The following is a 15,389-nucleotide window of genomic DNA, read 5'->3' on the forward strand; positions in this document are numbered from 1 at the left end:
CCAAGCGTCCGCCGGCTGGACCGACGAGCAGCGCAGCCGTGAGGAACGAACGGCGAGCAGCACAGGAGGGAAGCCGGCGGGTAGCGCAGGAGCGGAGCGAACCGAAGCCACCGTGAGCGGGAGCGACCAAGCGTCCGCCGGCTGGACCGACGAGCAGCGCAGCCGTGAGGAACGAACGGCGAGCAGCACAGGAGGGAAGCCGGCGGGTAGCGCAGGAGCGGAGCGAACCGAAGCCACCGTGAGCGGGAGCGACGAAGCGTCCGCCGGCTGGAGCGCTGGAGGGAAGCGAACCGTTTCCCTCCTCGCCGACGGGCGGGAGATCATCTACTTCGACCTGCCCGGGGCGCCCGCGCGCACGGCGACCGACCCGCGCGAGCTGGATCCGGTGTCGACCGCGTCGCAGCTTCGGCACGATCCGGTGTTGGACGAGTGGGTGGTGCTCGCCTCGCACCGGCAGAACCGGACGTTCCTGCCGCCGGCCGACGAGTGTCCGCTGTGCCCCTCCACCGACGGCCGGCACACCGAGATCCCCTCGTCGGACTACGACGTGGCGGTGTTCGAGAACCGGTTCCCCAGCCTGTCCACGCACGCCGATCCGGTGGACGTGCCGGGGCTGCCGGAACTCGTCGACTCGGCGCCGGGGATCGGGCGCTGCGAGGTCGTCTGCTTCACCAGCGACCACAACGCCGCCTTCGCCACCCTCTCCCCCGCGCACGCCCGGCTCGTGGTGGACGCCTGGGCCGACCGCACGACCGAGCTGTCCGCGCTGCCCGGGGTCGCCCAGGTGTTCTGCTTCGAGAACCGGGGCGCCGCGATCGGGGTGACGCTGTCGCACCCGCACGGGCAGATCTACGCCTACCCGTTCGTCACCCCCAAGACCCGGCAGATGCTGGGGAACGCCGCCGCGCACGCCGAGCGCACCGGGCGGAACCTGTTCGCCGACGTCCTGGCCGGGGAGCGGAAGTCCGGCGCGCGGGTGGTCGCGGCCACCGAGCACTGGACCGCGTTCGTGCCGGCGGCGGCCCGGTGGCCGGTCGAGGTGCACCTGTACCCGCACCGCCGGGTGCCCGACATCCCGTCCCTGTCCGACGCCGAGCGCGACGACTTCACCCACCTCTACCTCGACGTGCTGCGCCGGCTGGACGCCATGTACGACAAGCCGCTGCCCTACATCGCCGCGTGGCACCAGGCGCCGACCGGGCCCGGCCGTGAGCACGCCTACCTGCACCTGCAGCTCACCTCGATCCAGCGCTCGGCCGACAAGCTGAAGTACCTGGCCGGCTCGGAGTCGGCGATGGGTGCCTTCATCACCGACGTGCTGCCCGAGGCCGTGGCCGAACGGCTCCGCGGCATCCGGTAGCGCGCCCGGCGATAAACGAAAGTTCTCAAGGCATAAGTAGCTACGCCTTGACCTGTCGGGAAACGCGTTCCAGAGTGAGGACATGACATCCGGCGAATCGCCCGTGGCAGCGCGGGCACGATCGGCGGTCGCCGCCCACCGCGGGGAACGCGGGGCGCTGTTGCCGATCCTGCACGACCTCCAGGCCGAGTTCGGCTACGTCGACCCGGCGGTGGTGCCGGTCCTGGCCGAGGAGCTGAACCTGTCCCGGGCCGAGGTGCACGGTGTGATCAGCTTCTACCACGACTTCCGCGAGAGTCCGGCACCCGGCACGGTCGTGCGGGTCTGCCGCGCGGAGGCCTGCCAGGCGAACGGCGCGGAGGCGCTGATGGCGCACGCCGAGCGGAACCTCGGCGACGGCGTCACCGTCCAGCAGGTGTTCTGCCTGGGCAACTGCGCTCTCGGGCCCGCGGTCGAGGTCAACGGCAAGTTGGCCGGGCGGGTCGACGCGGCCCGCTTGGACGCCCTCGTCGCGAGCGCCGATCCGTTCGAGCGTAAGGTGCATACAGTATGACGACGCAAACGATCGTCTATGTACCCCGCGACGCCGCGGCCCGCTCCGTCGGCGCCGACGAGGTCGCGGAACGGATCGCGGCGGCCGGCGGCGACGGCGTGCGCGTGGTGCGCACCGGCTCGCGCGGGCTGCTGTGGCTGGAACCGATGGTCGAGGTGGCCACCGACCGGGGCCGGGTGGCCTACGGCCCGGTCGCCGCGCACGAGGTCGACGGGCTGGTCGCGGCCGGCATGCTCGACGGCGCGGACACCGACCACTCCCTCGGGCTCACCGAGGACATCCCGTTCCTGCGTGACCAGCGGCGGATCACGTTCCGCCGGGTCGGCGTGGTGGATCCGCTCTCGGCCGCCGACTACGAGCGGCACGGCGGCATCGCGGGCCTGCGCAAGGCGCTCGCGATGACCCCGGAGCAGGTCGTCGAGGAGGTCACCGCGTCCGGCCTGCGCGGGCGGGGCGGTGCCGGGTTCCCGGCCGGGATCAAGTGGAAGACCGTGCTCGGCGCGACCGCAGACGTGAAGTTCGTCTGCTGCAACGCCGACGAGGGCGACAGCGGCACGTTCGCCGACCGGATGCTGATGGAGGGCGACCCGTTCACCCTGATCGAGGGCATGGCGATCGCCGCGCACGCGGTCGGCGCGACCGAGGGTTACGTCTACGTCCGCTCCGAGTACCCGGACGCGATCGCCACGCTGCGGCAGGCGATCGACGCCGCCTACGCGCACGGCTGGCTCGGCGAGTCGGTCCTCGGCTCGGACCTGTCGTTCGACCTGCACGTGCGGGTCGGCGCCGGCGCCTACATCTGCGGCGAGGAGACCTCCATGCTGGAGAGCCTGGAGGGCAAGCGCGGGGAGGTGCGCTCGAAGCCGCCGATCCCCGCGCTGGCCGGCCTGTTCGGGCGGCCGACCGTGGTGAACAACGTGCTCACGCTCGGCTCGGTGCCGATGATCCTGGCCGAGGGCGCGGCCGAGTTCTCCGGGTTCGGGGTCGGCCGGTCGCGCGGTACGCAGGTGTTCCAGCTCGGCGGGAACGTCGCCCGCGGCGGCATCGTCGAGGCCCCGTTCGGGATCACCCTCGGCGAGCTGGTGAACGGGTACGGCGGCGGCACCCGTACCGGGCGGCCGGTGCGCGCGGTGCAGGTCGGCGGGCCGCTCGGCGCGTACCTGCCGGTGGACCGGTTCGACCTGCCGATGGACTACGAGGAGTTCGCCGCGGCCGGCGCGATGGTCGGGCACGGCGGCGTGGTGGTGTTCGACGACACCGTGGACATGGCGGCGATGGCCCGGTTCGCGATGGAGTTCTGCGCCGAGGAGTCGTGCGGTAAGTGCACGCCCTGCCGGGTCGGGGCGGTGCGCGGCCGGGAGACCATCGACAAGATCCGCGCCGGCATCGACGCTGAGGCGAACCTCGAGCTGCTCGAGGACCTGTGCGAGCTGATGACCGACGGCTCGCTGTGCGCGATGGGCGGCCTGACGCCGATGCCGGTGCGCAGCGCGGTCCAGCACTTCGGCGAGGACTTCCACCGAAGTCCGGTGCCGCTGCCCACCCCGACCTTCGGACCGAACGGGAGTGCGTCATGAGTCTGTTGAAGGAACCCGATCTGGGGACGCCGGGCCGCAAGGGTGAGCCGACCGTCGAGGTGGAGATCGACGGCGTCGGGGTCGCCGTGCCGGAGGGCACGTCGGTGATGCGCGCGGCGGCGCTGGCGGGGGTGGACGTGCCGAAACTGTGCGCCACCGACTCGTTGGAGCCGTTCGGCTCGTGTCGGTTGTGTCTGGTCGAAGTGGACGGTGTGAAGGGCACGCCCGCGTCCTGCACCACGCCGGTGCGGCCGGGGATGACCGTGCGGACCCAGACGCCGAAGCTGGCGAAGCTGCGGCGCGGCGTGATGGAGCTCTACATCTCCGACCACCCGCTGGACTGCCTGACCTGCTCGGCCAACGGCGACTGCGAGCTGCAGGACATGGCCGGCGTGACCGGGCTGCGGGACGTGCGCTACGGCGTCGGCGAGGGCGAGCACCACCTGGACGCGCCGACCGACACGTCCAACCCGTACTTCGACTTCGACGCCAGCAAGTGCATCGCGTGCTCGCGGTGCGTGCGCGCCTGCAACGAGGTGCAGGGCACGTTCGCGCTGACCATCTCCGGCCGCGGCTTCGACTCGCACGTCTCCCCCGGCCAGGACCAGCCGTTCATGGACTCGGAGTGCGTGTCCTGCGGCGCGTGCGTGCAGGCCTGCCCGACCGCGACGCTGCAGGAGAAGTCCGTCGTCGACCTCGGGATGCCGAACCGCACGGTGCTCACCACCTGTGCGTACTGCGGCGTCGGCTGCTCGTTCAAGGCCGAGCTGCGCGGCGACGAGGTCGTCCGGATGGTGCCGTACAAGGACGGCGGCGCCAACGAGGGCCACTCGTGCGTCAAGGGCCGGTTCGCGTTCGGCTACGCCTCCCACCCCGACCGCCAGCTCAACCCGATGGTGCGGGACACGATCGCCGACGAGTGGCGGGAGGTCTCCTGGGAGGAGGCCATCTCGACCGTCGCGACCCGGATGCGGGACATCCAGGAGCGGCACGGCACCGGCGCGATCGGCGGCATCACCTCCTCGCGGTGCACCGACGAGGAGGTGTACGTGGTGCAGAAGATGGTGCGGGCGGCGTTCGGCAACAACAACGTCGACACCTGCGCAAGGGTGTGCCACTCCCCCACCGGCTACGGCCTCAAGCAGACGTTCGGCACCTCGGCCGGTACCCAGGACTTCAAGTCGGTGGCCGAGTCCGACGTGATCATGGTGATCGGCGCGAACCCGACCGACGCGCACCCGGTGTTCGCCTCCCGGATGAAGCGCCGGCTGCGCGAGGGCGCGAAGCTGATCGTCATCGACCCGCGCCGGATCGACCTGGTGCGCTCCCCGCACGTCGAGGCCCAGCACCACCTCACGCTGGCACCCGGTACGAACGTGGCGATCGTGAACGCGCTCGCGCACGTGGTGGTCACCGAGGGCCTGGTCGCCGAGGACTTCGTCGCCGACCGGTGCGAGGACTTCGACGAGTGGCGGGAGTTCATCGCCCGGCCGGAGAACTCGCCGGAGGCGCTGGCGGAGGTCACCGGCGTGCCGGCGGCCGAGGTGCGCGCGGCGGCCCGGCTGTACGCGGCCGGCCCGAACTCGGCGATCTACTACGGCCTCGGGGTCACCGAGCACAGCCAGGGCTCCACGATGGTGATGGGCATGGCGAACCTGGCCATGGCCACCGGCAACGTCGGCCGGGACGGCGTCGGTGTGAACCCGTTGCGCGGCCAGAACAACGTGCAGGGCAGCTGCGACATGGGCTCGTTCCCGCACGAGCTGCCCGGCTACCGGCACGTGGCCGACGAGAACGTGCGCGACATCTACGAGAAGCTGTGGGGCACGCCGATCCTGCCCGAGCCGGGCCTGCGGATCCCGAACATGTTCGACGCGGCGATCGACGGCAGCTTCCGGGCGCTGTTCGTGCAGGGCGAGGACATCGCGCAGTCCGACCCGAACACCCAGCACGTGCACAAGGCGCTGGAGTCGCTGGAGCTCGTGGTGGTGCAGGACCTGTTCCTCAACGAGACGGCCAAGTTCGCGCACGTGTTCCTGCCCGGCACGTCGTTCCTGGAGAAGGACGGCACGTTCATCAACGCCGAGCGGCGGATCAACCGGGTGCGCCCGGTGATGCGGCCGAAGACCGGCAAGCACGAGTGGGAGATCGTCTGCGAGATCGCGCAGGCGATGGGCTACCCGATGACCTACGAGAACACCAGCCAGATCATGGACGAGATCGCGCTGACCACGCCGACGTTCAGCGGGGTGTCTTTCGAGCTGCTGGACCGGGTCGGCAGCGTGCAGTGGCCGTGCAACGAGAACGCGCCGCTCGGCACGCCGATCATGCACGAGGAGACGTTCGTGCGCGGCAAGGGCCGGTTCATGCCGACGGTGTACGTGCCGACGAAGGAGCGCAGCACCAGGAAGTTCCCGCTGATCCTGACCACGGGCCGGATCCTGTCCCAGTACAACGTGGGCGCCCAGACCAGGCGGACGGCGAACGTGGCCTGGCACCCGGAGGACGTGCTGGAGATCCACCCGCACGACGCCGAGGTCCGCGGCATCACCGAGGGCGCCATGGTGTCGCTGGCGTCCCGGGTCGGCCAGACGTCGCTGCGGGCGAAGCTGTCCGACCGGATGCCGGTGGGCGTGGTCTACACGACGTTCCACCACCCGGTCACCGGCGCGAACGTGGTCACCACCGAGCACTCCGACTGGGCGACGAACTGCCCGGAGTACAAGGTGACCGCGGTCCAGGTCGGCCTTCTGTCGGTCACGGCGCCGACCGAGGAACGGGCGGAACGGGCCCCGGTCCCGGTGGCGGGGAACTGACATGTCGACGCTCCCACCACACGTGCGGCTGGCCAACGAGATCGCCGACCAGGTACGGCACCTCGACCCGGACGAGGCGGCGGCGTTCATCGCCAACCACCTGCGCTCGTTCTGGGAACGGCGGATGCTGCACGCGCTGCTCACCCACGTCGACGCGGGCGGCGCCGACCTCGACCCACTGGCCGCCGCGGCCGCCGCCCGCCTCCGACAACCGGCCTGACAACTCGTACATCGCGGACCTGAAGGAGTACACCGAGCTGCCCGGCCTCGTCTTCACCGACCCGCTCACGCACGCTCGCGCACTCGATGGCCGACGCACAGGACGACGTGCACCAGGATCTGGTCTGGGACCAGCGGGCACTGGTCGCCGCCGACCTGGTCACCGACGAGCGGGTGGCCGAGGCGGGGGTGCCGCTCTCGGTGGCCGGACTGTACCCGTCGCTGCACCTGAACCTGAGCGAGTGCCACCGCAAGCTCGGTGATCTCGACCAGGCCCGCGAGCACCTCCGGCGGGCGGAGGCCACCGTCGACGCCCTCGGCGACGACGAGTACGGGCAGCTGATCAGGCGGGGCATGGCCGAGATCGCCGACCGGCTGGACTCGGCTCAGCGGATCATCCGGTAGAAGCCGGGAAGAGCACGCAGCTCGTTGCGCTTCAACGTGCCTCGTACGACGCGGTGAAAACTCGGTCTCAGTAGTTGGTTCAGCAGGAAGCGCGGCGGGTTGGAACGCAGCCGCACGTAGTTCACCAGTGCGAACTCCGATCCGTCGTCGATCGGGCGGAGTGCCGTCGAGTTGTCGACGCCGATCGTCGAGGTGTACCAGTCCGTCAGGCCGAGCCAGGCCTCGACCGGATCGGCGTCGCCGGCCGAGGTGAAGTGGTTGAACAGGATGACCGCGTCCTCGGTTGCCTCCTCGTCCGGCTCCGTGTCGCCGATGCGCGCGGCGTTCGATCCGGCGAGCAGCTCGGTCCCGCCGAGCGCTCTGACCGGGTCGCTGTCGCGAACCCCTGCCAGGTCGTCGACCCGGGTGGTCCGGATCAGCATGGCCAGATCGTGCCGGGGAGCGCCCGACAACGGCGGGACGAGGTGCGTTCGAAAAACCCGCGTCGAGTGCACGTCCGGTCGGTGTTCGAGTTCCCGGGCCGCCTCGACCAGGTGAGTCGCCGCTCGCCGGCGGGACTCCGACTGGTGGTACAGGGGTGCTTTCTGGGGCTCGTCCACGTGCAGGCCGAGGTAGAGGAAGCCGTACGGCTCCGGCTCGACCAAGGGGAGCGGAGCACGAGTGCCCATGGTTCCTCCAAACGCCGCTGAGTGAGTACCCACTCAACATAACATGGGTGAGTACTCACCCAGCTAAGCTCGTGGCGTGGACCCCAAGGCACCGATGCGCGACCGCATCGTCACGGCGGCGTTGGAATGCATGCGCGAACGGGGCGTCGGCGGCACGACGACCAGGAGCGTCGCTCGACGTGCCGGCGTCTCCGAAGGCAGCATCTACAACCACTTCGCCAATCGATCGGAGCTGATCGTGGAGGCGTTCGGGCTGGCCACGGAGGCGATCCGCGGCCGCGCCAGGGAGCTCGAGCACCTGGTCGGCACGGGCTCCGTGGAGGAGAACCTGGTGACACTCATGGCGGCGGTCATCGACTTCTTCCGGGAGATCGCGCCCATCGTGGGTTCGATCGTCGGTGATCCCGAACTCAGGTCCTGGTTCACCGAGGGGAAGGTGCCGGGCCAGGAGGGCGGGCCCCTGACTCCGTTGACCGGCGTCGTCGAGGTCAGCGGATACCTCGAACACGAACACGAGGCAGGACGCCTGCCCGGCCGTGGGCCGTGGGTGGTGTGCGCGTCCATGATCATCGGCGCCTGCCTGCACTACGTGTACCTGGAACTGCTGTCACCAGCCGGCATCGCCGGCCTGCGCCCGGACGACGAGACCTCTCCCCTCGCACATTCACGCGCGGTGGTGCGAGCGCTGTTCGACGCGCACCAGGAGCCGGGTCATCGGCGCGGGCGGTCGTAGACCAGGAACAGGGCGCCGGTGTCCGTACTGGTCACGTCGGTCAGGCTCCAGGAGGTGGCCGGGAAGGTCCCCTCGAACAGGCGGACGCCGCCGCCGGACAGCTCCGGGCAGAGCAACATGGTGATCCGGTCGACCTCGTCGGCGGCCAGCAGGGCGCGGATCAGGCTCAGACTGTTCTGCACCACGATGTCGCCGCCGTCCTGGGCGCGCAGCTCGCGGACCACCTCGGCGGGGTCGCCGGAGACGATCCGGGCGCCGGTCCAGTCCGTGTCGGTCAAGGTGGTGGAGAAGACGACCTTCTCCACCGTGTCCAGCCACTGCCCGTACGCCCGGTCGCGCGGGTCGGCGGTCTCGTCCCGGCCGACCGCGGGCCAGTAGCCGCGGAAGCCCTCGTAGTTGCGGCGGCCCAGCAGCGCCGTGGTGCCGCCGTTGACGATCCGGGTCAGGATCTCCCTGGCCTGGTCGCTCACCGCGTGTCTGGCGACCCAGCTCATGTCGGCCGGGCCGTCGGGGCCGGTGACGTAGCCGTCCAGCGACACACTGACGTTCGCCACCACTGTTCGCTTCGCGTTCTCGTTTCGCATGAGGACGATCGTGGTCGCCGGGACGGTCCGGGACATCTGCCAGGTGGCAGAGGTTTCGCGAACCGGGTGGCAGACTTCCCAGCCATGGCGATTCCCCTGCCGGCGGACCTGTCGTCGTTCGTCGGCCGGGCGGCCGAGCTGGAGTCGGTCGTCCAGGCGTTGGCCGGCACCCGGCTGCTCACGCTGGCGGGGCCGGGCGGCTGCGGCAAGACCCGGCTGGCGGTCCGGGCCGCGCGGGAGGTCGCCGGCGCGGCGGTGTGGGTGGACCTGTCCGAGGAGACCAGCGACGACCAGATCGTCCAGCGGGTCGCCGAGGCGCTGGGGGTGCCCGTGCCGCGATCGGATCCGGCCGCCGTGGTCGCCGCGCTCGGCGACGGACCGGGCCTGGTCCTGCTGGACAACTGCGAGCAGGTGCGGACGGGGGTGGCCGGGTTCGTCGAGGTCGCGCTCCGGCGGTCCGCCGGGCTGACGGTGCTGGCGACCAGCCGGGAACCGCTGGGGGTGACCGGGGAGCGGGTGTGGCGGGTCGCGCCGATGGTGCTGGCCGAGGCGATCGACCTGCTGCTGGCGCGGTCCGGCGGCGAGCCGTCGGACGCGGCGGCGCGCGCTGCCGCACGCCGGATCTGCGACCGGCTGGACCGGTTGCCGCTCGCCCTGGAGCTGGTCGCCTCCTGGGCCGGAACCCTGTCGCTGCACGAGATCGCGGACACGGTGAGCGGGGACGGCGGCCATCCGCTGCTGGACGGCGGCGAGCGGTCGGCGCCGTTCCGGCAGCGGACGCTGGCCGACTCGATGGACTGGAGCCACCGGCTGCTCACCGCCGACGAACGGGTGCTGCTGCGCCGGCTCGCCCCGTTCCAGCGGTTCGGCGCCGACGCGGTGCGGGCGCTGGGCGGCGACGGACTCCTGCGCGCGCTGCGTGGCCTGGTCGACAAGTCCCTGGTCGTGTGCGACGTCGCCGGCCCGAGGGCGCGCCACCGGATGCTGGCCGTGGTGGCGGAGTACGCGCTGGCCCGGCTGCGCGAGGCCGGCGAGGAGACCGAGGCCCGGCACCGGCACGCCCGGGTCCACCTGGACCTGCTGACGGCCCTCCGGCCGCTGGTGGCCACCGACAAGGACCGGTGGCGGGAGCGGGTGCGGGAGTTCCGGGCCGACCTGCTGGCCGCGACGCGGTGGTGTCTCGACGGTGGTGACCTCGAACTCGGCCGGCGGCTGTGCGTGGAGGCGGCGTGGTGGTGGCACCTGACCGGTGACCGGGTCGGCTGGCAGCTGGTCCGGCGCGCCGCCGAACTCGACCCGGGCGGCGACGACGCGGCGCGGGCCAGGGTGCTGGTGTCGCTCGCCCTGGTCGGCGAGGTGGTGCGGCCGGACGCGGAGACGTTCGCGGCGGCGGAACGGGCCGTGGAGCTGGCCGGCGACCCGGGCACCCGGCTGCTGGCCCAGCAGTTGGTCGCGATCGGGTTGTTCGGCTCGGACCTGGGGGCCGCGCGGGAGCTGGCGCTGCGCACGCACCACGAGGCCGCCGAGGCGGGCGACGAGTTCAGCCGGGACGCCGGCGGGGTGCTGGTCGGCCTGATCGACCAGCTCGGCGAGCGGCACGCCGACGCGTTCGCCCGGCTGGAGACGTCCGCGCCGGCCCTGCTGGCCCGCGGTGACCGGGGGATCGCCACCACCGGGCTCGCCGCGCTCGCCATCGGCCGCGCGAACACCGGGGACCTGGCCGAGGCGGAGCGGGTCGCGATCCGGGCCAGGGAGGCGGCCGCGCCGCTGCGCGACTTCGCCCGCAGTGGGACCGCGGCCTGGACCCTGGCCAGGGTGGTCGCGCTGCGAGGCAGGCCGGACGAGGCCGAGACGATCATGGACGAGTCGCAGCGGGTGATCGACGAGGCGGCCACGACCCCGTACGTCCCCGGCTGGTCGGCGACCCGGGCCCAGGTGGCGCTGTGGCGCGGTGACGTGCCGGCGGCGCTGGACTGGTGCGCGCGGGAGCGGCACGCGGTCACGCCCGACCTGCTGCTCACCCACGCGGCCGCGCTGCGCCTCGCCGGCGACGGGACGGGCGCCCGGGACGCGCTGGCGCTGGCCGAGGGCTCCCCCACGCTCGCCGGGATGCCGCTGCTCAGGGCTGCCGCGGTGGCGGAACGCGCGCACCAGCTCACGCGCGAGGACCCCACGGCGGCGGCCGCACTGCACCGGGACGCGCTGCGGATCCGGCTCGACCACGGGCTGGTCCTCGGCTGCGTCGACAGCCTGGAGGCGCTGGCGGCGCTGGCCGGCACGCCGGACGGGGCCGGGTTGCTGTTGGGCGCGGCCGACCGGGCGCGGCAGGAGACCGGGTACGAGGCCGGGCGGCCGGCGCTGCCGGACGGGGCCGTACTGCGCCGGGGCCGGGCGCTGACCCTGGAGCAGGCGGCGGAACGGGCGCTGCGGGGCCGGCGGGCCGCGCGGCCGGTGACGGGGTGGGCGAGCCTCACGCCGGCCGAGCGGGCGGTGGCCGAGCTGGCCGTCCGCGGGCTGAGCAACCCGCAGATCGCGGCGGAGCTGTTCATCGGGCGCGGGACGGTGAAGACGCACCTCGCCCGCGCCTACGCCAAGCTCGGGGTCGCCAACCGCACCGAGCTGGCCCGCGCGGTTCCTTGATGCGCAACGGAAGGCGCGAAACGCAACACGGAGTAGTACCGTCGAGGCTCATCCGACCGGGCGCCGACCTCGAAGGAGTCCCCATGGCCTTCCCGTCCGACCTGGAGATCGCCCGCGGGGCGAAACTCAAGCCGATCGAGGACATCGCCGCCGACATGGGCCTGCCCGCGCGACTGCTCGAACCCTACGGCCGCGACGTGATGAAGATCGGGCTGGGGGCCGTCGACGAGCTCGCGGACGCGCCGAAGGCCAAGTACGTGCTGGTCAGCGCGATCACCCCGACCCCGCTCGGTGAGGGCAAGACCACCACGACGGTCGGGCTCGGGCAGGGGTTCAAGCACCTCGGCAAGCGGGCGACGGTCGCCGTCCGCCAGCCCTCGATGGGCCCGACGCTCGGCATCAAGGGCGGCGCGGCCGGCGGCGGCTACAGCCAGGTCGTGCCGATGGAGCTGCTGAACCTGCACCTGACCGGCGACATGCACGCGGTCACCGCCGCGCACAACCTGCTGGCCGCGATGGTCGACAACCACCTGTACCAGGGCAACGCGCTCGGCCTGGACGTCGAGTCGATCACCTGGCGGCGGGTGCTGGACATGAACGACCGCGCGCTGCGCAACGTCGTCGTCGGGCTCGGACCGAAGGCGGACGGAGTCACCCGGCAGACCGGGTTCGACATCACCGCCGCGTCCGAGGTGATGGCCGCGCTCGCGCTGACGACGGGCATCGAGGACCTGCGCGCCCGGCTCGGCCGGATCGTGGTCGGCTACACCCGCTCCGGGGAGCCGGTGACCGCCGAGCAGCTCGACACCGCGGGCGCGATGACCGTGCTGCTGCGCGAGGCGATCAAGCCGAACCTCATGCAGACGTTGGAGAACACGCCCGCAATCGTCCACTGTGGACCGTTCGGCAACATCGCCACCGGGAACTCGTCGGTGGTGGCCGACCTGGTCGGCATCCGCTGCGGCGACTACCTGATCACCGAGGCCGGCTTCGGCGCGGACATGGGCGCGGAGCGGTTCTTCAACATCAAGTGCCGGGTGTCCGGGCAGGCTCCGGACGCCGCGGTGCTGGTCGCGACGGTCCGGGCGCTCAAGGCGCACTCCGGCAAGTTCCGGATCGTCGCCGGCAAGCCGCTGCCCGAGGAGCTGCTGGCCGAGAACCCCGACGACGTGCACGCCGGCGCGGCGAACCTGCGCAAGCAGATCGAGAACATCCGGATGCACGGGGTGTCGCCGGTGGTGGCGGTCAACGCCTTCCCCACCGACCACCCGTCCGAGCACGCCGCGATCCGCGAGGTAGCCGAGGCGATGGGCGCGCGGGTGGCGGTGAGCACGCACTTCTCCGACGGCGGCGCGGGTGCCACCGAGTTGGCCGAGGCGGTGGCCGAGGCGGCGGAGGAGCCGTCGGAGTTCCAGCTGCTGTACCCGTCGTCGGCGCCGCTGCGGGAGAAGATCGAGACCGTGGCGACCCGGGTGTACGGCGCGGACGGCGTGACCTACTCGGCGGCGGCGCGCAAGCAGCTGGACACCTTCGAGCGCAACGGTTTCGGCGACCTCCCGGTGTGCATGGCGAAGACGCACCTGTCGATCTCGTCGGACCCGAAGCTGCTGGGCGCCCCGACGGGTTGGACGCTGCCGGTCCGCGAGGTCCGCGCGTCCGTCGGCGCCGGGTTCGTGTACCCGATCTGCGGCGACATGCGCACCATGCCCGGCCTTGGCTCCTCCCCCGCCGCGACCCGCATCGACCTGGACGCGGACGGCGAGATCGTCGGCCTGTCGTGAGCGAGCTTGCGAGCGAACCATTGACACAGGGCGACCGCGAGCGGCGACACCGAGCCTGCGAGGGGTCGTCATGAGCGAGCTTGCGAGCGAACCATCGACACAGGGCGACCGCGAGCGGCGACACCGAGCCTGCGAGGGGTGGTCGTGAGCTTCCTTCAGCTGTCGGTCGGCGGCCTGCTGGAGCGGGTCGCCGCCCGTACGCCCGCGCCGGGCGGCGGTGCGGTGGCCGCGCTGACCGGCGCCTCCGCCGCCGCCCTGGTCGCGATGGCCGCCCGGTTCAGCGGCGAACCGGCCGACCGGGCCGAGGCGTTGCGCGCGGAGCTGGAACCGCTGGCCGACGCGGACGCCGCCGCCTACACCGCCGTCCTCGCCGCTCGCCGCCTGCCCAGGGACGACCCGAACCGGGCGGCCCGGATCGCCGACGCGATGACCGAGGCCACCGAGGTCCCCCGCCGGGTGGCCGCCGCCGCGACGGAGGTGGCCGAACTCGCCGCCGCGCTCGTCGAGCGGGGCAATCCGAACCTGGTCGGCGACGCGCGGGTCGGCGAGTTGCTGGCCAGGGCCGCCGCCGACGCGGCGACGGCCCTGGTGCGGATCAACGAGGCTGGCTGACCAGGTAGGCGACCTCGGTCTCCCACTTGACCGGGTCCGGCTCGTCCTCCGGGTCGGTCAGGTAGGACTCGTAGACGCCGACCCACGCCTCGCCGTCCCGCGCGGCCGGGAAGCCCTGTTCCTCGGCCCAGGCGAGCAGCGCCTGGTGGGTCTCGACGATCCGGTCCGGGTGCCCGCGGTGCATCCGGACCGCGTACCGGCCGGCGGGCTTGGCACCGGCCAGCACCCGGCCGTCACCCTCGACCGGCGCGGCGACGGGCACGCCGACCTCCACCTCGAACGGCTCGTCCATCCCGCCGACGATCTTGTGCCGGTAGAACAGCGCGCCGGCGGGTGCGATGTCCCGCGCGGCCAGCCATCCGTACACCTCGGGTACCAGGGCGTTCACCGTCCCCCACTCGCGCAGCGTGGCACGGGCGGGGATGGACACGTACGGCTGCTCTGATCGTTGTTGGAACTCACTCATGCCCACTACTACGGTCCGCGGCCGGCAAACTCATCGGCAGCCCGTACATCGGGAACGCGTGGGCCAGGTCGAGGTAGGTGGTGTCCGACGCGATCCGGCCGCCGCGTACCTCGATCAGGACCAGGGCGAACGGCTCGTGCTCGGTGCCGTTCCAGCGGTACTGGCCGAACGCGGGTGTGCCGCTGGCCATGGTCGGCACCAGGCGGGCGTTCTCGCAGGTCCCGTCGGAGTGCGCGAGCGCGGCGGCGATGTCGTCGCGGCCGCGCAGCCACCAGGCGAACGGCGGCATGGACATGGTGGCGTCCTCGTGCAGCAACGCGGTGAGGGCGGCGACGTCGTAGCGCTCGAAGGCGTCGACGTACCGGGCGAGCAGGTCGCGGTGCTCGTCGGTCAACGGCTCGGCGGGTTCGGGCGCGCGGGTGGCCATGGTGGCGCGGGCGCGTTGCAGGGCGCTGTTCACCGACGTGACGGTGGTGTCGAGCAGGCGGGCTACCTCGGCGGCCGACCAGCGCAGCACGTCCCGCAGGATCAGCACGGCCCGCTGCCTCGGCGGCAGATGCTGCAACGCGGCGACGAACGCGAGCCGGATCGTCTCCCGCAGCGCCGCGACCTCGGCCGGGTCGCCGGGTAACGCGCGGTGGTCGGGCACCGGCTGCACCCACGCCGATGGTGGCAGCGGCGCCCCGACGTCCGGGCCGGGCGAGGCGGGCGGTGCGAGGTCCATGGCGCGGGCCCGGCGCTGGGCGCTGCGAAGCATGTCCAGGCACACGTTGGTCGCGATCGCGTACAGCCACGTCCGCACCGACCCGCGGTTCGGGTCGTGCTCGGCCTTCCACGCCCGCACGAACGTCTCCTGCACGGCGTCCTCGGCCTCGAACCCGGATCCGAGCATCCGGTAGCAGTATCCGGTCAGCTCGACCCGGTAGGTGTCCAACCGCTCGACCGCCTCAGCCACCATGGCGGAGAGCATTCCAC

General features: G+C 72.3%; 14 protein-coding genes. 10 read left to right on the plus strand and 4 right to left on the minus strand.

Features of this window, described 5'->3' with window-relative positions; translation table 11 throughout:
• Positions 1–238 precede the first annotated feature (238 nt).
• The 6 genes from galT (at position 239) to JT362_RS13930 (ending at position 6,930) form a co-directional block, all read left to right on the plus strand.
• Positions 239–1,360, plus strand: coding sequence for a galactose-1-phosphate uridylyltransferase (galT, locus tag JT362_RS13905; protein WP_260191602.1), 1,122 nt, complete (start codon positions 239–241; stop codon positions 1,358–1,360).
• A gap of 82 nt (positions 1,361–1,442) precedes the next feature.
• Positions 1,443–1,913 (plus strand): NAD(P)H-dependent oxidoreductase subunit E, encoded by a 471-nt coding sequence (locus JT362_RS13910; protein ID WP_260191603.1) that lies wholly within the window; start codon positions 1,443–1,445, stop codon positions 1,911–1,913.
• Entirely contained in the window at positions 1,910–3,490 is a 1,581-nt protein-coding gene (locus tag JT362_RS13915) for a formate dehydrogenase beta subunit (protein WP_260191604.1), read from the plus strand. The genes JT362_RS13910 and JT362_RS13915 overlap by 4 nt, the downstream gene beginning before the upstream one ends.
• Positions 3,487–6,306 carry a formate dehydrogenase subunit alpha gene (gene fdhF, locus JT362_RS13920; protein ID WP_260191605.1) on the plus strand — a complete coding sequence of 940 codons (2,820 nt, stop codon included), beginning with the start codon at positions 3,487–3,489 and terminating at the stop codon, positions 6,304–6,306. The genes JT362_RS13915 and fdhF overlap by 4 nt, the downstream gene beginning before the upstream one ends.
• Before the next feature lies 1 nt (position 6,307).
• Positions 6,308–6,526, plus strand: coding sequence for a formate dehydrogenase subunit delta (locus JT362_RS13925; protein ID WP_260191606.1), 219 nt, complete (start codon positions 6,308–6,310; stop codon positions 6,524–6,526).
• Positions 6,527–6,612: 86 nt separating this feature from the next.
• Positions 6,613–6,930 carry a hypothetical protein gene (locus JT362_RS13930; RefSeq protein ID WP_260191607.1) on the plus strand — a complete coding sequence of 106 codons (318 nt, stop codon included), beginning with the start codon at positions 6,613–6,615 and terminating at the stop codon, positions 6,928–6,930.
• On the opposite strand, the gene JT362_RS13935 is transcribed toward JT362_RS13930, so the two are convergent.
• The gene (locus tag JT362_RS13935; RefSeq protein ID WP_260191608.1) at positions 6,912–7,598 is read right to left on the minus strand and encodes a hypothetical protein; all 687 of its coding nucleotides are present in this window, start codon (positions 7,596–7,598) and stop codon (positions 6,912–6,914) included. The two genes, JT362_RS13930 and JT362_RS13935, sit on opposite strands and share 19 nt — an antisense overlap.
• Before the next feature lie 76 nt (positions 7,599–7,674).
• Between JT362_RS13935 and JT362_RS13940 the strand changes: the two genes are divergently transcribed.
• Positions 7,675–8,331: a TetR/AcrR family transcriptional regulator gene (locus tag JT362_RS13940; protein WP_260191609.1), complete on the plus strand. Its 657-nt coding sequence runs from the start codon at positions 7,675–7,677 to the stop codon at positions 8,329–8,331.
• On the opposite strand, the gene JT362_RS13945 is transcribed toward JT362_RS13940, so the two are convergent.
• Entirely contained in the window at positions 8,310–8,915 is a 606-nt protein-coding gene (locus JT362_RS13945; protein ID WP_260191610.1) for a dihydrofolate reductase family protein, read from the minus strand. The genes JT362_RS13940 and JT362_RS13945 overlap by 22 nt on opposite strands.
• Positions 8,916–8,999: 84 nt before the next feature.
• Here JT362_RS13945 and JT362_RS35400 point away from each other — a divergent pair, with 84 nt between their 5' ends.
• From JT362_RS35400 to JT362_RS13960, 3 genes are all read left to right on the plus strand, one after another.
• Positions 9,000–11,555 (plus strand): helix-turn-helix transcriptional regulator, encoded by a 2,556-nt coding sequence (locus tag JT362_RS35400; RefSeq protein WP_311202706.1) that lies wholly within the window; start codon positions 9,000–9,002, stop codon positions 11,553–11,555.
• An 83-nt stretch (positions 11,556–11,638) separates the two neighbouring features.
• Entirely contained in the window at positions 11,639–13,336 is a 1,698-nt protein-coding gene (locus JT362_RS13955) for a formate--tetrahydrofolate ligase (protein ID WP_260191611.1), read from the plus strand.
• A 144-nt stretch (positions 13,337–13,480) separates the two neighbouring features.
• A complete protein-coding gene (locus tag JT362_RS13960; protein WP_260191612.1) occupies positions 13,481–13,948 on the plus strand; it encodes a cyclodeaminase/cyclohydrolase family protein in 468 nt (155 codons plus the stop codon).
• Here the strand turns inward: JT362_RS13960 and JT362_RS13965 are convergent.
• Positions 13,932–14,414 carry a GyrI-like domain-containing protein gene (locus tag JT362_RS13965; protein WP_260191613.1) on the minus strand — a complete coding sequence of 161 codons (483 nt, stop codon included), beginning with the start codon at positions 14,412–14,414 and terminating at the stop codon, positions 13,932–13,934. The genes JT362_RS13960 and JT362_RS13965 overlap by 17 nt on opposite strands.
• Positions 14,407–15,372 carry a sigma-70 family RNA polymerase sigma factor gene (locus JT362_RS13970; protein WP_260191614.1) on the minus strand — a complete coding sequence of 322 codons (966 nt, stop codon included), beginning with the start codon at positions 15,370–15,372 and terminating at the stop codon, positions 14,407–14,409. The genes JT362_RS13965 and JT362_RS13970 overlap by 8 nt, the downstream gene beginning before the upstream one ends.
• Between the last annotated feature and the right edge of the window lie 17 nt (positions 15,373–15,389).

Origin of the sequence: Actinophytocola gossypii (assembly GCF_025165815.1) — a bacterium.
Lineage (GTDB): Bacteria > Actinomycetota > Actinomycetes > Mycobacteriales > Pseudonocardiaceae > Actinophytocola > Actinophytocola gossypii.